17 protein-coding genes are annotated in these 19,173 nt (G+C 47.6%); 9 read left to right on the top strand and 8 right to left on the bottom strand.

The window, feature by feature from the left end:
- Positions 1-39: 39 nt before the first annotated feature.
- The 5 genes from QUB06_RS08090 to QUB06_RS08070 all read right to left on the bottom strand — a co-directional run bounded on the left by QUB06_RS08090 (position 40) and on the right by QUB06_RS08070 (position 5,643).
- Complete coding sequence (locus QUB06_RS08090; protein WP_333434860.1) at positions 40-840, bottom strand: class I SAM-dependent methyltransferase; 801 nt, start codon at positions 838-840, stop codon at positions 40-42.
- 143 nt (positions 841-983) lie between these two features.
- Complete coding sequence (locus QUB06_RS08085; RefSeq protein WP_333434859.1) at positions 984-2,624, bottom strand: 2-isopropylmalate synthase; 1,641 nt, start codon at positions 2,622-2,624, stop codon at positions 984-986.
- 208 nt (positions 2,625-2,832) lie between these two features.
- Complete coding sequence (locus QUB06_RS08080) at positions 2,833-3,354, bottom strand: LabA-like NYN domain-containing protein (protein WP_006633075.1); 522 nt, start codon at positions 3,352-3,354, stop codon at positions 2,833-2,835.
- A 337-nt stretch (positions 3,355-3,691) separates the two neighbouring features.
- On the bottom strand, positions 3,692-4,342 hold the full coding sequence (locus tag QUB06_RS08075; protein ID WP_333434858.1) for a response regulator transcription factor: 651 nt from the start codon (positions 4,340-4,342) through the stop codon (positions 3,692-3,694).
- Between the two features lie 875 nt (positions 4,343-5,217).
- Positions 5,218-5,643 (bottom strand): ferredoxin, encoded by a 426-nt coding sequence (locus tag QUB06_RS08070; RefSeq protein WP_333434857.1) that lies wholly within the window; start codon positions 5,641-5,643, stop codon positions 5,218-5,220.
- A 423-nt stretch (positions 5,644-6,066) separates the two neighbouring features.
- Between QUB06_RS08070 and groES the strand changes: the two genes are divergently transcribed.
- The 6 genes from groES to QUB06_RS08040 all read left to right on the top strand — a co-directional run bounded on the left by groES (position 6,067) and on the right by QUB06_RS08040 (position 10,265).
- A complete protein-coding gene (groES, locus tag QUB06_RS08065) occupies positions 6,067-6,378 on the top strand; it encodes a co-chaperone GroES (protein ID WP_006633072.1) in 312 nt (103 codons plus the stop codon).
- Between the two features lie 145 nt (positions 6,379-6,523).
- On the top strand, positions 6,524-8,164 hold the full coding sequence (groL, locus tag QUB06_RS08060; RefSeq protein WP_333046934.1) for a chaperonin GroEL: 1,641 nt from the start codon (positions 6,524-6,526) through the stop codon (positions 8,162-8,164).
- 239 nt (positions 8,165-8,403) lie between these two features.
- Positions 8,404-8,769 carry a Tse2 family ADP-ribosyltransferase toxin gene (locus QUB06_RS08055; RefSeq protein ID WP_333434856.1) on the top strand — a complete coding sequence of 122 codons (366 nt, stop codon included), beginning with the start codon at positions 8,404-8,406 and terminating at the stop codon, positions 8,767-8,769.
- Positions 8,770-8,936: 167 nt separating this feature from the next.
- Entirely contained in the window at positions 8,937-9,305 is a 369-nt protein-coding gene (locus tag QUB06_RS08050; RefSeq protein WP_333434855.1) for a hypothetical protein, read from the top strand.
- Positions 9,306-9,366: 61 nt separating this feature from the next.
- On the top strand, positions 9,367-10,029 hold the full coding sequence (locus QUB06_RS08045) for a glutathione S-transferase family protein (RefSeq protein ID WP_333434854.1): 663 nt from the start codon (positions 9,367-9,369) through the stop codon (positions 10,027-10,029).
- Positions 10,026-10,265, top strand: coding sequence for a hypothetical protein (locus QUB06_RS08040; protein WP_333434853.1), 240 nt, complete (start codon positions 10,026-10,028; stop codon positions 10,263-10,265). Before QUB06_RS08045 ends, QUB06_RS08040 begins: the two co-directional genes overlap by 4 nt.
- 262 nt (positions 10,266-10,527) lie before the next feature.
- Here QUB06_RS08040 and QUB06_RS08035 read toward each other — a convergent pair whose 3' ends face one another.
- Both QUB06_RS08035 and QUB06_RS08030 read right to left on the bottom strand, forming a co-directional pair.
- Positions 10,528-11,466: an SH3 domain-containing protein gene (locus tag QUB06_RS08035; protein WP_333434852.1), complete on the bottom strand. Its 939-nt coding sequence runs from the start codon at positions 11,464-11,466 to the stop codon at positions 10,528-10,530.
- A 640-nt stretch (positions 11,467-12,106) separates the two neighbouring features.
- Complete coding sequence (locus QUB06_RS08030; RefSeq protein WP_333434851.1) at positions 12,107-12,340, bottom strand: hypothetical protein; 234 nt, start codon at positions 12,338-12,340, stop codon at positions 12,107-12,109.
- Positions 12,341-12,609: 269 nt separating this feature from the next.
- Between QUB06_RS08030 and QUB06_RS08025 the strand changes: the two genes are divergently transcribed.
- A complete protein-coding gene (locus QUB06_RS08025; protein WP_333434850.1) occupies positions 12,610-13,491 on the top strand; it encodes a glycerol acyltransferase in 882 nt (293 codons plus the stop codon).
- Positions 13,492-13,966: 475 nt separating this feature from the next.
- Positions 13,967-14,806 carry a sulfotransferase gene (locus tag QUB06_RS08020; protein ID WP_333434849.1) on the top strand — a complete coding sequence of 280 codons (840 nt, stop codon included), beginning with the start codon at positions 13,967-13,969 and terminating at the stop codon, positions 14,804-14,806.
- A gap of 16 nt (positions 14,807-14,822) precedes the next feature.
- Here QUB06_RS08020 and QUB06_RS08015 read toward each other — a convergent pair whose 3' ends face one another.
- A complete protein-coding gene (locus QUB06_RS08015) occupies positions 14,823-15,491 on the bottom strand; it encodes a Fe2+-dependent dioxygenase (RefSeq protein ID WP_333434848.1) in 669 nt (222 codons plus the stop codon).
- A gap of 32 nt (positions 15,492-15,523) precedes the next feature.
- On the opposite strand from QUB06_RS08015, the gene QUB06_RS08010 reads away from it, so the two are divergent.
- A partial coding sequence (locus tag QUB06_RS08010; RefSeq protein WP_333434847.1) for a DUF4347 domain-containing protein occupies positions 15,524-19,173 on the top strand: 3,650 nt, incomplete at its 3' end.

Raw genomic sequence — 19,173 nt, 5'->3', positions numbered from 1 at the left:
CTTTAATCGAAAATCCAAAATCTAAAATCTAAAATCGTCTTACTTCGTTGCCACCACAGCCAAATTCCAAGCCAAGCGCTTCATCAAAGGCAACTTTTTCAAAAAGCCATCCAACCCTTCCAATCGAGAGTATTCCGGTTTCAATCTCTCTTGTTCAATGATAATCTTTTTCCAATAACGCTCCTCATTTGGATGCACTTTTTCTATTAAATAAAAGCGTAAAAAAATCCACAGCGATGTCAGCCAAAACGTATCGTAAGCCGTCTCCGAAAACAAAGACTTGATAAAATTCACAATATTAATATCCAAAGGAGTTTCATCCTCCGTTCGCACCTCAGTAGCCATCCTGCGGTAAACATTAATAACCGGATTGTGCTTCATCGGGTCCCAGAAACAAGCTTTTCCCCCAGGCTTCAGCACGCGGTGCATTTCGCAAATTGCCTTTTCTGGTTCCGGCAAATGGTGCAGCAAATTAGAAGCGTAAACAATATCAAAACTGTTGTCCGCGAAATCCATAGCCATTGCATTTACAGTGCAGCCCTCTATTTTGACGCCGTTTTTCTCAGCCAATTTCAGGGCAACTTCTACCATGCCCTGAGAATAGTCCGCCGCCACACAATTTGCACCTTTTTTAGCAAAATAAACGCTATTTTCTCCCGCGCCACAGCCTAAATCTAACAGGCGTTTGCCCGTAATATCGCCCATTTGCTGGACGATAAATCTATTTTCTGGGGCGGTACAAGCTTCAAAGTAATCATTAACTCGAATGCCGTCAATATCGATTGTGGATGCCCAAGCATCGTGGAATTGCCGCTCTTTTTTTAAGGTTTCGTCTTGCATTTTTCAAGAGTTGGTTATTAGTAAAAAAAAGTAATTTTAAACCGCAGATAAACCCTGATCAAGGCAGATTAATTGAGATTTATCTGCTTCGATCTGGGTTCGTCTGCGGTTTGTTTCAAGAAAAAGGGCTGACAAGAAATTTATCAGCGCTGTGCTTCTGCAACAACTTCATTTCTGATCAGATTTGGCTGTTGCGAGGATTTTTCAGTAATATGCTGCAATGCCTGATACAGGCGATTTAAAGCGCTGATGTATGCTTCTGCAGACGCTACGATAATGTCGGTATTTGCTGAGTGACCGGAAAATACTTTGCCTTCGTGCCGCAAGCGAATTGTTACTTCGCCGATCGCATCTATGCCCGCAGTTACCGATTGTACAGAAAACTCGATCAACTCGTTGGGTACGTTTACCACCCGGTTAATTGCCCTGTAAATCGCATCCACAGGCCCAGTGCCGATCGCAGCATCGGTCAATTCTTCGCCCGCCGGATTCCGCACAGTGACAGTTGCTGTCGGGCGAGATTTGTCGCCGCAGGAAACTTGCACCAATTCTAACCGGAAAAGTTCCGGTGCTTGGTGCACTTCGTTATTGGCGATCGCCTCTAAATCCCAATCAGTAATCTCTTTTTTCTTGTCTGCCAAATCTTTAAACTTGACAAAAGCCTTATTTAGCTCATCGTCTGCCATTTCAAAACCCAACTCTTTCAAGCGAGTGTGAAAAGCGTGGCGGCCCGACAATTTGCCCAAGACGATTTGATTTTCTGTCAAGCCGATCGACTCAGCGTCCATAATCTCGTATGTCCGCTTATTTTTCAGCACCCCATCTTGGTGAATTCCCGACTCGTGAGCGAAAGCATTTGCCCCGACAATCGCCTTATTTGGCTGCACCAACATCCCCGTCAAAGTCGAAACCAAGCGGGAAGTTTTGTAAATTTGGCGCGAGTCAATATTTGTCAGCGGTTCCTCAGAATCCGCAGCCCGGCCCAAGAACGGATTATAATATTGACGCCGCACGTAAAGCGCCATTACCAACTCTTCCAGAGCTGCATTTCCCGCCCGTTCGCCAATCCCGTTAATCGTGCATTCTAACTGTCTAGCGCCATTTTTCACAGCTTCCAAAAAGTTAGCAACAGCCAATCCTAAGTCATTGTGACCGTGAATCGAAATAATTGCGCGATCGATATTCGGCACATTTTCCTTAATTCCGCGAATCAAAGCCCCAAACTCGCTCGGAGTCGTGTAGCCGACAGTATCGGGAATATTAACAGTAGTCGCACCGGCTGCGATCGCCCGTTCTAGAACCTGATACAAAAACTCCGGTTCCGATCGACAAGCATCTTCGGGCGAAAACTCTACATCATCCACAAAAGACTTAGCGTAAGCCACCATTTCCGGCACAATTTCCAGAACCTCAGCCCGCGTCTTTTTCAGCTTATACTCCAAGTGAATATCGGACGTAGCCAGAAACGTATGAATTCGCGAATTTACTGCTGGTTTCAGAGCCTCTGCTGCTGTTTTAATATCCTGCTTTCTCGCCCGTGCTAAACCGCAAATTGTCGGGCCATCTTCCGTGCCAACCGATCGGGCTATTTTTTGGACTGCCTCGAAATCTCCCGTGCTGGTAAAGGGGAAACCCGCTTCAATCACATCCACGCCCAATCTCGCTAACTGGCGAGCGATCGTCAGCTTTTCATCCACATTCAGAGATGCACCCGGAGATTGTTCTCCGTCCCGCAAAGTCGTATCGAAAATAATAATCCGGTCTTGACTTGGTTGAGTTTTCATAGCTCTAAAAAGTGTTTTCCTGATTTTTACTTGTCCGTTTTTCTGGGTTTTTAGCCTCCAGTCACCAGTCCCCTGTCTCGCGCCAATAACGAATAATTAATAACCCATAACCCATAACTACTGACTAATGACTGCTGACTAATGACTAATGACTAATAACTAATGACTACTGACTAATGACTAATGACTAATGACTAATAACTACTGACTAATAATCCATCTTCTCGATATGTTCCCTAATTTCATTTAGGTCTATATACCTATCTGTAGCATTTCTTAACTCTCTAGCAATCATTCCTTCGGTGGATACCACAGTAATATGAGTATTTTTCGAGCGCAGCAGCTCAATCGCCCGCTCAAAATCCCCATCCCCGCTAAAAAGCACAACTTGGTCGTACTGATCCACCGTATTAAACATATCAACCACAATCTCAATGTCTAAATTAGCCTTTTGAGAATATCTGCCCGAAGCATCGTCGTAATATTCCTTAAGAATCTTAGTGCGAACCGTGTAACCCAGACTGATCAAGGCATCTCGAAATCCCCTTTGATCTTGGGGGTCTTTGAGACCCGTATACCAGAAAGCATTAATCAAGATGACATTCGGCTGCGAAGTTTTGAAATATTCGAGCACCCTGCGAGGATCAAAAAACCAACCGTTCTTTTGTTGAGCGTAGAACATATTGTTCCCGTCCACAAAAATAGAAAGGCGGTTCATTAAGTTTGTCATAGAAACTTAGACCTAATAATTGTAGAAAGAAGTTAATCTAAATATCACATTTTAGCAACATGGAGCTAACTGAGGCAATAGATTAAACTTCAGAAAACTCCATCTCCCCAGTATTTCATATTTTCGGCTCTACCGCCAGAGGGTTCTTTTAACCCTGCTTGCATTTGAGCGAGGGGCCCTCACAAACTATACGCCTAGTAACTCAATACCCGCTGCCGTGTCAAGGTTAATGGCGCATTCAAACTACCGCGCCCACCGCCCTACCGCCAAGCAGGCATACCGAAGCGCATAGCAGTAGCTTTTGCTCCCCTGATTTCATAGCGCAGGCTACCTCAGCTCAAGCCTTTTTGCTTTCAAGGGCCCAGCGAGCTAACTCTGTCCGGTTGTGCAGACCTGTTTTGCCCAGCATATTGCTGACGTGGCTTTCGATAGTCCGCTGGCTGACATTCATCACGTCTGCAATCTGGCGGTTTGCCATACCCTGCGCTAGCAACTGTACCACCTTTAACTCAGTGGGGGTCAATTCGACATTGCGGCGCGCCTTAATTTTTGGGCTACTCTCCATACCGGGATTTGAGTGGCGAATCAAGCGGGATGCTGCTTTCAGAGAAGATTCCACTTGGGCTACCAGTTCTTCTGGTTCAAAAGGCTTGACTATATAAACGTCCGCCCCAGTGCTCAAGCCTTTTACTCGGTCTGAACTTTGACCTTTTGCGGACAAGAAAAGAACCGGAATCCAGTTAGTGCGAGGGTCTTCTCTGATGTGTTTGACTAAAGTGTAGCCGTCCATTTCCGGCATCATCACATCGCAGATAATCAAGTCGGGAACTTCTTGTTCTAGTTTTTCCAGAGCGTCTCTGCCGTTTTCTGCTGTAATGACGTTGTAACCCCGAAACTCCAAGTAGTCCTTGACGAGCAAGATCAAGTTGGGGTCGTCGTCAACCAGCATCAGCCGTTTTTGCTCTCCTGAATTATTGTCCTTTGTCATGTTTATTCCCGCTAAAGTATCCCGCACGCTTCCTTGTTTTCACTTCTGTTTTTTCCGTCAGTCCCCCGCCACCCGGCTGGGGGTGGAGGACGACGATCGACTGAAGGGATGGCGGTGAGGGAAAGCGGGGCGGGTATTACCGCTTTCCAACCTATAATTGACGGCTGTTTGTGAGTGTCTTACGACCTGGAATGCAGCCCAAACCTGTAATGGACGATCGCCCTGTCAAGATCAGCCTTGATTGATTGGAGATTCCCTAACAGAGCGCAAGTTAAATATCTTTAATCTCGATCGGTTCAATTTCAGGTTAATGCCCCGGTTTTAAATGATACTTCTGATATAGAGAAATTTAAGCAGACTCCCTACTTACGTATTTAACTGTTTCTAGTGTAGTTTGGCAACCTGCTTAGTGTCTGCCACTGAGAAATTTTTGCACATAATTTCACAAAAAAAGCTCGGTAAGTGGGAAGCTCAGAGACTTTAGTCCTGAGAGGAAAACGACCCGGCGATTTCAATCGCCTTGAATTCCCTTGCGGGGTAGAGGGGTATGGTTGCCCCTCCGGCGAGGATATGGTTGTCCTCAAACACCCATTACTGGGGTCAAGTTAGCTTCGCCAATGTTATAAAGGCTTGTCAGGCTAGCAGCACTGCCTCAGTGACTTTAAGACTGTTTAACTACTAGCGACAGAGCAAGGGACTAGCTTCGCATCCCAGGGTGTCGTGGCCTAAATAACGTAGCCAGTTAAGGCTTAGGCTGGTCAGTACAGCTTGCTTGATTTCTCTTACAAGCGAGCGTGGCTTTAGCCCTGAGTTACTGACCCTTAACCTTGAAACTTAACATTTAATTATAACCCTGTACTTTAACAGCGCTATAATTAAATGTTTGGCTGGGCCTCAGAAGGCACAGGCAAGGGATGAGTTAAGAAAGCGTATTCTTGAACGACCTTTGAGTTGAGGAGATGTTCCTGAATAATTCTCTCAATGACGGGGGGAGTAACGTCGCGATACCACACTCCGTCTGGATAGACTACCATAATCGGGCCAGACGCGCACACTCGCAGGCAATTGGCTTTGGTGCGAAAGACGCAGGTTGGTCGAGTGGCACTTGGCTTGTCCAACCCCAATTGTTGCAAGCGTTTTTTTAAGTAATTCCACGCGTCCAAACTGGTTTGCCGATCGCAGCACTTGGGCAGGGTTTGGTCGGCACAGATAAAAATATGCCGCTCGATTTGAGCGATTCCCAGGCTTTGGACGCAAGCGCTCAAGCCTTGGCTGCAATATTCCTCGTTATTTTCGGTCATTGTATTCATCAATCAAAAGTAATTGGTTAGCGATCGAAAGTCATCACCACAGCCCCCACTCCCTCCCGTCTCAAGGGTAGGTTTTTTACTATTCAGAAATGGAGGGCAAGCAAGAGGCAAGTTTTAAAGGCATAAAAAGTCGAAATCCCGGCTTTTTCGCGAATTGCTCTCTCCCCCTCTCCCTCTCTCCTTCTGGCTCTCTCCCCCTCTCCCTCTCTCCCTCTCTCCCCCTCTCCTTGCCTCCTACTCATTCTCGGTTCGGGAACCCGTACTGACAACTAAGTTGCGATCGACCCTGACTAAAGCTAAATTAGCACTCAGGAGTCGAGAGTGCTAATATGTCAGTTGTAAGTAGTCCGCTGTTGCTTTCATCGTGACCCCTGACGACTGACTCACGACAATCTGTAATCTGGAGATTTTTTTATGGCAGCAGTATCACTGAGTGTTTCTACCGTTAAACCGTTAGGCGAGCGCGTGTTCGTGAAAGTAAGCGCTAGCGAAGAAAAAACCGCCGGCGGCATCCTTCTGCCCGACACAGCTAAGGAAAAGCCCCAAGTAGGCGAAGTCGCGGCAGTGGGCCCCGGCAAGCGCAATGACGACGGCAGCCGCACTGAAATGGAAGTCAAAGTCGGCGACAAAGTTCTGTACTCGAAGTACGCCGGCACCGACATCAAACTCGGCACAGACGAATACGTCTTGCTTGCAGAAAAAGACATTCTGGCGATCGTTAACTAATTAATCATTAGTCATTAGTCATCAGTCCTTAGTCATCAGTCATTAGTTTAAAGCGAACGCCGCCAAACAACTAATGACACGGGACAAATGACTAAAATCCATCATCCCTAATCCAAAATCTCAAACCTTCTCATCCCCAAAAACTATGGCTAAGCGTATCATCTACAACGAAAATGCACGTCGCGCCCTCGAACGCGGTATGGACATTCTGGCCGAAGCAGTGGCCGTAACCCTCGGCCCCAAAGGTCGTAACGTGGTTCTTGAAAAGAAATTCGGAGCTCCTCAGATCGTCAATGACGGTGTTACCATCGCCAAAGAAATCGAACTAGAAGACCACGTAGAAAATACAGGCGTTGCCCTGATCCGTCAAGCAGCTTCCAAAACCAACGACGCAGCAGGCGACGGCACCACAACTGCTACCGTTTTGGCTCACGCAATGGTCAAAGAAGGCCTGCGTAACGTAGCAGCCGGCGCAAATGCGATCGCCCTCAAGCGCGGTGTTGACAAAGCAACCACGTTTTTGGTAGAAAAAATTGCCGAACACGCCAAACAAGTAGAAGATTCCAAAGCCATCGCTCAAGTCGGCTCCATCTCTGCTGGTAACGACGATGAAGTCGGCCAAATGATTGCTAACGCAATGGACAAGGTGGGCAAGGAAGGCGTGATTTCCCTGGAAGAAGGGAAGTCTATGACCACCGAATTGGAAATCACCGAAGGGATGCGCTTCGACAAAGGCTACATTTCTCCCTACTTCGTCACCGACACTGAGCGGATGGAAGCGATTCTAGAAGAACCCTTCATCTTGCTGACAGACAAGAAAATCGCTTTGGTACAAGATTTAGTACCTGTGCTCGAACAAGTAGCTCGTTCCGGCCGCCCGCTGTTGATCATTGCAGAAGACATTGAGAAAGAAGCTCTAGCTACCCTCGTTGTCAACAAACTGCGCGGTGTGTTGAATGTGACTGCTGTTAAAGCACCCGGTTTTGGCGATCGACGCAAAGCCATGTTAGAAGATATCGCCGTATTGACCGGCGGTCAACTAATCACCGAAGATGCCGGTTTGAAACTGGAAAACACCAAGCTCGACATGATCGGCAAAGCCCGCCGCATCACCATCACCAAAGACAGCACCACAATTGTTGCCGAAGGTAACGAAGCTGCCGTCAAGTCCCGCTGCGAACAAATTCGCCGTCAAATGGACGAAACCGAGTCTTCCTACGACAAAGAGAAGCTGCAAGAACGTTTGGCCAAATTGGCTGGCGGCGTCGCAGTGATCAAAGTCGGCGCGGCTACCGAAACAGAAATGAAGGATCGCAAACTGCGTTTGGAAGATGCGATCAACGCAACCAAAGCTGCTGTCGAAGAAGGAATTGTTCCTGGTGGCGGTACAACTTTGGCTCACCTGACTCCTCAATTGGAAGAGTGGGCTAACAGCAGCCTGAAGGGCGAAGAATTGACCGGTGCATTGATTGTGGCACGGGCTTTGGCTGCTCCTCTGAAGCGGATTGCTGAAAATGCTGGTTTGAATGGCGCTGTGATTGCTGAGCGCGTCAAAGAAAAGCCGTTCAACGTCGGTTTCAACGCAGCGACAAATGAGTTTGTCGATATGTTTGAAGCTGGTATCGTTGACCCTGCGAAGGTGACTCGTTCTGCTCTGCAAAATGCAGCATCTATTGCTGGTATGGTGCTGACAACCGAGTGCATCGTCGTTGACAAGCCTGAACCGAAGGATGGCGCTGCTGCTGGCGCTGGCGGCGGCATGGGCGGCGGCGACTTCGATTACTAATTAATCGATCGTTTGATGGGGCGGGCTTTAGGGCCCGCCCTGTTATATTGATAACGGTTTTTACTGTAGGCATAACTTTAACTCTGAAGCGAGATTAACTAAACGCTCAATTCACAATTCCTGAATTCCTCAATCTCGCTCAACCCACAATCCACAATCCATTTTATTCAAAACGCAAGGTCATACCCAAATGCCAAACCCTGCGTTTTTTGTTAAAACTTGTGAGGAGTTAAATAGTTATGACTAAAACACCCGTTGCCCTCTATCGACAGGGAAATGCTAGTTCACCTAGAATGGATAATGTCAGACCCAATAAAGATATTACCGTTTATGAACAGCAAGATGAATTATGGGTTATGCTTACTTTAGAAGAAGGAAGGTTGTCAGGAGGAATGTCTCGGTCAGAAGGAATATCAACCTTTGAGAGTCCAGGGTCAGGAAAAAATTGGTATAAATTAGAATTCGGCACTGACATTCCACCAGAATTGGAATTAGTGAATGACCGTGCTGGTCATTGGTTATTCAAGCCAAGTAGACCGATGACTCTAGAAAAATACAAAGAGGCACTTTACCTCATAGGCACATTTTTCTGTAAAATAGAATAAGTTAATAGAAGGTTGGGTGTTACTATATAAACCCAACCTACTAATATAATTAATAGTATATTTGATTACTTTTTTATATCAAATTGCCTGCATAGAAAAAAATAAGGTTTTAGGTATTTTAAACTCAAGTCGGCAAATGAGTATTTATTCTTACCAAGGCAAGTAGCATGAATTTATCATTTAAAGATTTAAGGTTTATTATAGAAGCCATTGAACATCAAATCAATGCCTATCAAGAACGTTTGCAAGTAATTGAAGATGTAGATGAGGATGAGGCTGCCGATCTAGGGAACGATATTAAATTTTTAGAGCTTCTCCACGCAGACATGACGACAACTTTAGATCAGAATACCAAACCTTTAAGTTCTGAGGATAGTTTTTCGCCCGATAGAAATGATAATTATTCGGAAAATTCCCAAAATTTATCTTTTCAAGAATTAGTGAAATTAACGCTTAAATTGTCAGTTAGCGAGCGGTTATTTCTAGTAGAGGCTATTACCTCGTCTGTGCGTCAGGAAGTCACTATCAGCCAATAATCAGCCAATAATAGCATCTTTAGAAGTTTGTTATGATGATATTTTGATTATAGCAACCGCCATGAAACTTTACCATACTCCCATTTCCGCCAACTCCCGCCGCGTCTGGATCGCCCTCTTAGAAAAAAACCTCGACTTTGAATTAGTAGAAATCCACTTGGACGGCGATCACTTGCAGCCTGAGTTTGTCGCCATGAATCCTTTTCACCGCATCCCTGTTTTGGTCGATGATGACTTCACTGTCGTCGAGTCTCTAGCAATTCTTGACTATCTAGAAACGAAGTATCCCGAACCGGCAATGCAGCCGAAAGATCCGCAAGATTTGGCAGTTGTGAAAATGGTAGAATTGGTCACGGTTAACGAACTTGCGCCGACACTTTACCCCCTCAGCAGTGAAAAAATGGGCTGGGGAATTCCCCAACCGCAGGAAATCGCAAAGGCTAAGGAAAAAGTCGATACTGTGTTGAAATTCTTTGAAGGTTTGTTGGACGATCGCCCTTTTTTCGCTAGCAACACTGTTACCTTTGCCGAGTGCGTTGCCGGCACCGTCGTGCCCTTGCTATCTTGGGTTGATGTGTCCCTAGACGGCTATCCTAAAATTCAAGCTTGGTGCGATCGACTAATGTCGCGTCCCTCATGGCAGCAAACTCAATTCACCGAGGCAGATTTGGCGGCTTTCGTCTCTGGGAGACAAAAATTTCTCGCACAATCTGAAGCCTCATGAACCAATCAATTGTCAAGCGATCGCTCTTTTTCCTAGCTGTCTTTACCTGCATCCAAGTTCCCATCGCAGCAATGGGGCAGCCCACAGCCCGATCGAACTACGAAGCAATTAACGCTAAACACCGCATCGAACTCAGACTCAGGCAAAATAAGTGGGAAATTGTCTGGATTGGCAGACAATCGAAGTGTCAACCAAATCGCGGACACCAAAATTGGGCAAGCGGCCTCTGTAAGTAGAAAGGTCGATCGGCTTTTTGCTTAAATTCTTTCACCCCGGATGCGTTGCGAGGAAGGAAGCTAAGACTTTACGCAACCGAGGATGAAAAACAGAGGCCAAGAAAGATTCGCTACCGCTGACTCGCGACAGAAATAAGTTATTCCTGCGTAAGTCCAGGAAGCAATCGGGGCTCCGCGTTGTTCCCTGGCTGCGCGACAATCTTAAAACTATTTTGGGTGTCGATCGCTCTTTTAGTCAAAAAGAGCGATCGAACTCAGAAGTTTACTTGCACATGATCAAATTTCCAGCCGAGATGAATCCGGCCACAGGGGCTGAAATCTCAACCCAATTGCGGTCTTCTCCATTCTTATCTTTCACTAACTGGAAATTCGGTACAAGCGTTACTTGACCGTTAGCCGGTACACCGCCTTTAACAGCAGAAGTCTTGGAAGGCTCGGTGCGGATAGCTAGACCCCTCGGCGCTACGCGAGGTTCTACTTGCCGGCACAGACTTACCGGGCCCGTTGCAGGCGCAGGTGCAGGCGCAGGTGCCGGTGCTGGCGCAGGCGCTGGTGCTGGTGCTGGTGCTGGTGCTGGTGCTGGCGCAGGTGCTGGTGCTGGTGCTGGTGCTGGTGCTGGTGCCGGTGCTGGTGCTGGTGCTGGTGCTGGTGCTGGTGCTGGTGCTGGTGCTGGTGCTGGTGCTGGTGCTGGTGCTGGTGCTGGACTTGGACTCGGTGCCGGTGCAGGTGCAGGTGCAGGTGTCGCTGCCGGCCTTGGGGAAGGAGTTTGACTAATTGTGGTGCTCGCTGTCGTGCACGAACCTAAATTAGCCTCGTTGTTGGGATACCCGCTAGCTACATACCCTGTGACGGGAGCGGTAATTGGAATCCAGAGGCGACCGTCGGAGGCTTTAACAGAAGTAGCGCCTTGGGACAGCGTTACCTGAGTGTTAAGTGGTACCCCGCCCACTCTAGGGGATTTGGGGTCTGGGTTCTGGCGAACGGTCAAACCTTCTTTGGGAGTGACTTTACGGCAAAGGTTGCCAGCCTGGGCTATTTGAAAGGTCGCGCTATCTTCAAAGGAAATATTTTCAGCATCTTGACTGACAGTGGATGTTGATGGGGCGGCAACACCGATGGCATTCGCCTGCAAACTTCCGGCTACGATCGCGATCGCGCCCAGCAATGCAGCGGGCTTATTCCAGCAATTCAAGTTTTTCATCCGTTCAACTCCTCACTTAACCACAATCATTATCTTAATTGCAGGTCAATATAGCAAAAAAATCGATTTGTATTCCACAAAAAAGCTTTATATAACTTTTTTATGACCGCAAGTCAAGTTTAATTTATATAATTTAATGTTTGGTGAGTTGAGCGAAGACACATAAAGCTGCTACGCCTATAAATGGCTCATTATGCCACAGTGGGGGAGGGAGAAGGCGAGAGTGTCCGAGTCGGGGAATGGTAGACGGGAAAAGTAAACAGTTAAGTGTTTAAATGCCGGACAGTTTACTAGGACTGCAAGTCATTTGTTGTGTTCGTTAAACCATTTAGCTGTCAGTTGTTGCAGTTGAGTAATATGGGGCTACATTTCATGTGAATTCTTGGCAGTTTCGAGAGCGAGATTGTGCTGGAGATAGTCCCAGATTCTGAGTGACAGGCGATTGGCGCGATCGACCCCATCGTCGTAATGAGATGCCACAAGCCGGATACAGTTCTTCGATCGCCCTGACATAACTCCACTGTCGATCGTACCTTACTTAAACAGGACTTACGCACTCAAGGGCGTTAAATCAAGGGTTTGAGATTGCTTCACTACTTTATCTTCGGACAGAAAATCCTAGTACGTGCGTCCAGGACTATTAAAATTGTGGCAAACAGCGCAAATCGTTAGCATTGACGCGATGGCTGGCGTCAATTTGATAAAATCTTCCAAAACGGAAACTTATCGGCTTGAGGCAGAGTTTTGTTTTTGTGGCTAAAGCCACCTCGCTATCAGCGACAGTTGCTGTAGCTGTTTCCAAACGGTTTTGCCCTGTGGAGACAAGCAGCACAAAACCTCGGAACAAAACCAGCCCGCTCAAATCAGAAACCAAATATTTGCGCCAATTCTGATTTAATTATATTGCTATAGCAACCGCGCTCGATGTTTAGGAGGTTTTCAATTGCTAAAACTAATGCGGTGATTCCTGCGGAATGGGAGCATATTAATGATAGGAAAAATCTTGTTTTGGGAGGGCGATCGGGATTAGCGCACGCACAAGGAGAGGAAAAGCCCAACTAATCTCATCCCTTCTTCTTTCTTGCCCAAATAACTAAAGCCTTCTCTATTCGAGAGTTAAAGCTTTCTTCCTTCTGCTATATAATGACCAAAGCGTTAAATATTTTTGCAGTGACAATAACTACTAACAAAAAAGACGGCAAATCCTCTAACTATCCCTTTGACGGTCTATCTTTAGACGATCGCAATCCCGACTTCATTGAGCTTTGGTTGCCAGTTTGGGAATGGCTGTACCGCTACTATTTTCGCGTACAAAGCGACGGCTGGCACCACGTGCCCGCGAGCGGAAAAATGCTTGTTGTCGGTTCTCACAACGGGGGACTCGCCGCTCCAGATATGTTTATGTTCCTATACGAATGGTTCCGCAGGTACGGCACGGAACGCTTGGCCTACGGATTGATGCACCCCACGGTATGGAAGGTTTCCCCAGAGATTGCTAGTATGGGGGTTGAGTGTGGTGCCCTCCAGGCACATCCGAAAATGGCGATCGCAGCTTTGCGGAAAAATGCCGCAGTTCTTGTCTATCCGGGCGGCGCCCAAGATGTTTTTCGCCCCCACCACTTGCGCGATCAAATATACTTTGCGGGACGCAAGGGATTTATCAAATTAGCATTGCGAGAAGAAGTGCCAATTGTACCACTTGTATCGCACGGTGCACACGATACTTTGATAGTTTTGGCAGATTTGTACGAACAAGTTAAACAATTGCATGAATGGGGGATGCCGTGGCTATTTGGCATCGATCCGGTGGTATTTCCGGTGTATTTGGGATTGCCTTGGGGATTGGGTATTGGGCCTTTGCCGAACCTGCCTTTACCCGTGCAAATTCGGACTCGCGTCTGCAAACCGATTGTATTTGAGAGGTACGGTTCGGAGGCTGCGCGCGATCGCGATTATGTTGATGCTTGTTTCGATCTAGTTACCGCCCAAATGCAAGCACAATTAGATTGTTTGATTGGTAATTGAGAATTGCAGGACTATCAAATTATTATAGGTTCGATCGCACTGATTGTCGATCGACCTTCTATTCAACCCAGCCTTCGTTACCAGAAAGAATTGGTTTAAAGCCCAAAGCCCGATCGGGAGAAATTAAACGAAGACTATTCATTACTCCAATCCTCTTTCTTCCAGGTAGAGGTCGCTACCCGTGCGGTCAACTGTCAACTGTCAACTGAAACTATATCCTCATACCACATTTCGCTACAAACAGCAATGACCTAGATCACCATTTTTGACGATCCGACTTTTCCGACTTTTCCGACTTTAACGATCCGACTTTTCCGACTGACAGGGGTAGGGTAGGGCTGTTATAATCTGGTATGAGAAGGCATCTAACTAATATCTACCAGATACTCTCTCAGAGCAAGTATCTAAAACCAAGCAATTATCTTATTCTCTTCAGGTGCAGATTACTTGTAAACCCTAAAGATATTTTAACTCAATGCCCCAGAAAGTCCACTTTATATCGGGACTTCCGCGATCGGGCTCTACCTTACTAGCAGCCATCCTGCGACAAAACCCCCGGTTTCATGCCGGTATGACTAGCCCCGTCGGGGGTTTAGTTGAGCGAATGTTGGAAGCCATGAGCGAAGATAATGAATTTTCCGTGTTTATTTCCCCCGAACAAAAACGGGCGCTGATTCTCAGTATTTTTTCTGCTTATTATCACCCGCAAGCTGACAAAGAAATCATCTTCGACACCAATCGCCTTTGGTGCAGCAAATTGCCATTAATTCGGGAACTATTTCCTGAAGCTAAAGTCATCTGCTGTGTCAGAAACATTGCTTGGATTATGGACAGCATCGAGTTACTGATTCGGCGCAACACCTTTGATGTTTCCCGGTTATTTAATAATCCAGCGGAACGGGCTACAGTTTACAGTCGCACCGAGGCATTAAGTCAAGGTTCCCGTTTAGTTGGTTATGCTTATAACGCTCTTAAAGAAGCATTTTATAGCGAACAGAGTGCATCTATTCTACTGGTAGATTACGAGCTATTAACCATAAATCCGGCTAAAACGATATCGCTAATTTATCAATTTCTAGGCGAAGAGTCTTTCGCTCATGATTTTGAGAATGTTCAATATGAAGAGCCAGAATTTGATAATAAGCTGAAAACACAAGGGTTACATCAAGTGCGTGCCCAAGTCGAGTTTAAACCGAGAAAAACGATTTTACCTCCCGACTTGTTTGAGCGATTTAACGGCTTATCTTTTTGGGAAGAATCGAGTTATAGCAAAGCCAGTGTCATTGTCACAAAACAGAAATCAACGGGCAATTAAAACGGCACGGACAACTTTAAACCTCAGCCCACAGGCGTAATAAATTGGTAAAAGTTTTACAAACCGAGTCAAATTCAGGAGTTTTTCCATGTTTTTCAAAAATGCTTTGCATCGCCGTATCCAAATCAAGCAAAATCTCCCGCTGATGAGCATCGCGGATCAGGCTTTGCACCCAAGTAACTGCCGCCAACCTAACACCTTGCGTCACCATTTCAACGCGATGCAAAGATGTAGAAGGATACACAACCAAGGCTCCTGCATCTAACTTTACAGCTTGCTCACCATGCGGATTTTCTATCACCAACTCCCCACCGCTGTAACTGGATGCGGGACTCAAGAATATGGTTACAGAAAGATCAGTCCGCATCATATAACTTTCACCCATCATAGCCCTATCAATATGCGTTCCATACTTCATCCCTGGTTCATATTTACTAAAAATAGCATCGCGTATAATCTTTGGTCGCGCCGCCATTTGAAAAGGTTGTGCGCGCCAGAGAGCTGGTATGATAACCTTATTGAGTTCCTGCACCAGAAGAGAATCGGTTTTTAATTGCAGGTTATCCTTCACCGATGCTCCCACACCAGCAGTGAGTTTACCATCAACAAACTCACCATTTTGAAGGTGAGAATTCACCCAGTTTAACTCTTCGGGAGTTAGCACATTTCCGATACAAAAAATCATCTTTTTTTCTCACTTAATTTCCCACTAAAACCATGACTGAATCAATCAATCTCGCAGCCAAGCAAATTATCATTGTCGATCCTACTGTACAAAATTACCAGCAACTCGTAGCCGACATTCCCGCAGGTACGCAAGTTGTGGTGCTGGATCAAACCCGCGATGGCATTGAGCAAATTACAGAAATACTGGCCGACACTTCTAATCTTAGCGCGGTACATATTCTTTCACACGGCAGTCAGGGTAGTTTAAAACTTGGTGCAACCCACCTTAACAGCGAAAACGTGGGAAGCTACTCAAATTTATTGCAGCAATGGCGAGCTAATTTGAGTGAAAATGCGGACATTTTATTGTATGGCTGTGATGTAGCGGCTGATTCCTCTTTCATTGCAACCCTGAGTGAAATCACCGGCGCGGATATTGCCGCAAGTAACGACAAAACCGGCAATTCAAAAAAAGGTGGCGATTGGGATTTAGAAATCGTATCTGGCGCTGTTGAAACCACTGTGCCCTTTTGGGATGAGGCGGTGCAAAATTACGATTATGTGCTGGAAAATTTTATTGTCAGCGAGACAACTGATAACGGCACAGGGGTGATTAACACCCTAAGCTGGGCAATTAATCAAGCAAATACCACACCCGGTGATGACACCATTACTCTGCAAAATAATGTCCGGTTTACCGGAGATCCCACCATCGCCATTGACAGCAATATTTTAATTAATGGGGGTGGGTTTAGTGTCAGTGGGGATGTCAATGATGACAGTATAAATAATGGCGGGGATGTTCGTCCCTTCTTTATCAAGTCTGGAAGTGTTACTTTATCTAACCTCACCATCAGGGGGGGACGGGCGCAAGGCGGAAATGGCTTCGGTGGCGGTGGCGGGGCTGCGGGTATGGGGGGCGGACTGTTCATTTCTGACGGGACGGTGACGCTGAGTAATGTGAACTTCACAAACAATTCTGCCATCGGGGGGAATGGGGGAACTGGTTTTCGTGGCGGCGGTGGTGGTACCGGCACCAGCACTACCAGCGACACCGGTGGTAGTGGGGGTATCTTTGGTGGCAGCGGCGGCGACGGCGCCGACAGCGTTAGCGGCGGCCTTGGCGGCGACGGCGGCTTTGGCGGCGGCGGCGGCTATGGCGCCGACTATGGCGGCGACGGCGGCTTTGGCGGCGGCGGCGGCTTTGGCTTTGGCTATGGCGGCGGCCGCGGCGGCTATGGCGGCGGCGGCGGCGGCGGCTTTGGCTATGGCGGCGGCATTGGCGAAGGCGGCTTTGGCGGCGGCGGCGGCTTTGGCGGCGGCATTGGCGTCATAGGCGGCGAAGGCGGCTATGGCGGCGGTGGTGCGGGCTTTGGGGGTGCAGTCTTTATCCGCCAAGGCTCTTTAACTCTCAACAACGCCATTTTTACTAGCAACTCAGCGACAGGCGGTACAGGCGAAAGACAAAACTCCGGTCAAGGCAAAGGTGGGGCAATTTTTGCCATGAAATCTACCGAGGACGATGCGGTTAATGGTAACACCCAAGGGATGCCAACTCGGCTACCTACCGTCACCACATTGGGAGCCACCTTCAGTGACAACACCGCTGCCGACCAAGCAAGTGCCCCCCCTGCCACCACCCCCCCCAATGGTGTCGGCGAAAGGCAAGACAACAACGACGTTTACGGTACCATCACCGGCAATACCGCCCCTGAGCTAGGAGAGGGTACCGTCGTCACCCTCAGCAACGTCCTCGAAGACTCCGCAGCACCCACTGGCGCAGTCGGCAACCTCATCTCCTCCATCATCGCAGCCATCGGTACAAACCTCACCGACCCCGACACAGGCGCAGTAGCAGGCGTGGCCATCACCGCCGCCGACACTACCAACGGCCGTTGGTTTTACACCATCGACGGCGGCACAACTTGGAACCCCTTGGGTGAATTCCTCAATACTAACGCTCGCTTACTTGCGGCCAATGCCAATACCCGCATCTACTTCCAACCAAATGCCGACTACTCCGGTGCCATAGCCAACACCCTCACCTTCCGCGCCTGGGATCAAATGGCGGGTACTAACGGCGGCACCGCTAACACCAGCACCAACAACGGCGGCAGCAGTCCCTACAGTAGGACCACCGGCACAGCCACCATCGCCGTTGACGAAAACGACATCGCATATACCATTACAGTAGATACTGCCGCCTTCGCAGAAGGCAACACCGGCACTCAAACCAGAACTTACACCATCACCCGCACAGGTGCAACCACAGTCGCCAGCGCTGTTGACTATGCCATTACCGGCACCGCCGACAGCAGCGACTACAACAACATCGGCGGCACTTCCAGCGCCACAGGTATCACAGGCGCCATCAACTTTGCCGCCAACGAAACCAGCAAAACCATCACCTTAAACGTTCTAGGCGACACAACCATAGAAAATGACGAAACCATCACCGTCACCCTTTCCAACCCCACGGCTGCAACAGGTTACGCTGCCACCATCACGGCTCCCACCAGTGCTACCACCACAATCAATAACGACGATATCCCCAGCGTTAACTTCGGTGCTGCTACCTACAGCACCACAGAAAACACCACCGCTAACACAGTAACCATCCCAGTCACCCTTTCAGCAGTTCCCCTAAGTAACGTCACCGTACCCATTGTTATCAACGCCAGCAGCAGTGCAACGGGTGCAGATTACACTCTTTCCACCACCCCTATTACCTTTCTGGCAAATACCACCACCCTCACCCAGGATGTAGTAGCCACCATCAACCCCGACGACCTCCCAGAAAACGCCGAAACCGTAACCCTCGATTTTGGTACAATTACAGGCGGCACTGTCGGCACAACTACTCCCTCGACAACAGTCACAATTGCCGCCAACGATGCAATTAGTTATGCAATTGCCACATCAGCCGCTAGCTTAGCCGAAGGAAATAGCGGTAATCAACCACTCACATTTACCGTCACTCGCAGTGGTGGAATTGGGGTTGCAAGTACAGTTGACTATACAATTGCTGGCACTACTGACAGTTCCGACTACAACAATATTGGCGGCACATCAGGTGCCACTACTGCAACGGGAACTATCAGTTTTGCGGCGGATGAAACCAGTAAAACCATCGCTTTGGATGTCTTGGGAGATAGTGTTGCCGAAAGTGACGAAACAATTATTGTCACTCTATCTAATCCCAATCCCACCGCAGCACCCGAAAGCTCAACAATAACCGCAGCTACCGCAACCACAACCATTAACAACGATGACACAGCAACACCATTACCCGAAATCCAAGTATTAGACGGCACAACAGATATAGTAGATGGTACCACAAGTACGATCGACTTTGGCAGCGTCATAGTTGGCACGAATCTCACCAAAACCTTTACCGTCAACAATCTCGGTACAGCAGCTTTAAACCTCAGCAACCTTACCCTACCAACAGGATTTAGCATTGTCGGAAATTTACCTGCAACAGTTGCCGCCGGCGGTACAACTAACCTGCAAGTTCAAGTCGATACGACAGCAGCAGGAAATAAATCAGGTCCGCTGGAATTTGTCAATAATGACAGCGATGAAAATCCCTTTAATTTCCAGATTTCAGCATCAGTCACTGCTACACCATTACCCGAAATCCAAGTATTAGACGGCACAACAGATATAGTAGATGGTACCACAAGTACGATCGACTTTGG

The organism is Microcoleus sp. D2_18a_D3 (assembly GCF_036702455.1).
In the GTDB taxonomy this organism is placed as follows: Bacteria; Cyanobacteriota; Cyanobacteriia; order Cyanobacteriales; family Microcoleaceae; genus Microcoleus.
This window is presented reverse-complemented; position numbering and strand designations above follow the sequence as displayed.

Bases quoted from the DNA above. Each gene is read 5' to 3' on its own strand.
- QUB06_RS08090 (WP_333434860.1), bottom strand. From the start codon at position 840: ATGCAAGACGAAACCTTAAAAAAAGAGCGGCAATTCCACGATGCTTGG.
- QUB06_RS08085 (WP_333434859.1), bottom strand. From the start codon at position 2,624: ATGAAAACTCAACCAAGTCAAGACCGGATTATTATTTTCGATACGACT.
- QUB06_RS08080 (WP_006633075.1), bottom strand. From the start codon at position 3,354: ATGACAAACTTAATGAACCGCCTTTCTATTTTTGTGGACGGGAACAAT.
- QUB06_RS08075 (WP_333434858.1), bottom strand. From the start codon at position 4,342: ATGACAAAGGACAATAATTCAGGAGAGCAAAAACGGCTGATGCTGGTT.
- QUB06_RS08070 (WP_333434857.1), bottom strand. From the start codon at position 5,643: ATGACCGAAAATAACGAGGAATATTGCAGCCAAGGCTTGAGCGCTTGC.
- groES (WP_006633072.1), top strand. From the start codon at position 6,067: ATGGCAGCAGTATCACTGAGTGTTTCTACCGTTAAACCGTTAGGCGAG.
- groL (WP_333046934.1), top strand. From the start codon at position 6,524: ATGGCTAAGCGTATCATCTACAACGAAAATGCACGTCGCGCCCTCGAA.
- QUB06_RS08055 (WP_333434856.1), top strand. From the start codon at position 8,404: ATGACTAAAACACCCGTTGCCCTCTATCGACAGGGAAATGCTAGTTCA.
- QUB06_RS08050 (WP_333434855.1), top strand. From the start codon at position 8,937: ATGAATTTATCATTTAAAGATTTAAGGTTTATTATAGAAGCCATTGAA.
- QUB06_RS08045 (WP_333434854.1), top strand. From the start codon at position 9,367: ATGAAACTTTACCATACTCCCATTTCCGCCAACTCCCGCCGCGTCTGG.
- QUB06_RS08040 (WP_333434853.1), top strand. From the start codon at position 10,026: ATGAACCAATCAATTGTCAAGCGATCGCTCTTTTTCCTAGCTGTCTTT.
- QUB06_RS08035 (WP_333434852.1), bottom strand. From the start codon at position 11,466: ATGAAAAACTTGAATTGCTGGAATAAGCCCGCTGCATTGCTGGGCGCG.
- QUB06_RS08025 (WP_333434850.1), top strand. From the start codon at position 12,610: ATGACCAAAGCGTTAAATATTTTTGCAGTGACAATAACTACTAACAAA.
- QUB06_RS08020 (WP_333434849.1), top strand. From the start codon at position 13,967: ATGCCCCAGAAAGTCCACTTTATATCGGGACTTCCGCGATCGGGCTCT.
- QUB06_RS08015 (WP_333434848.1), bottom strand. From the start codon at position 15,491: ATGATTTTTTGTATCGGAAATGTGCTAACTCCCGAAGAGTTAAACTGG.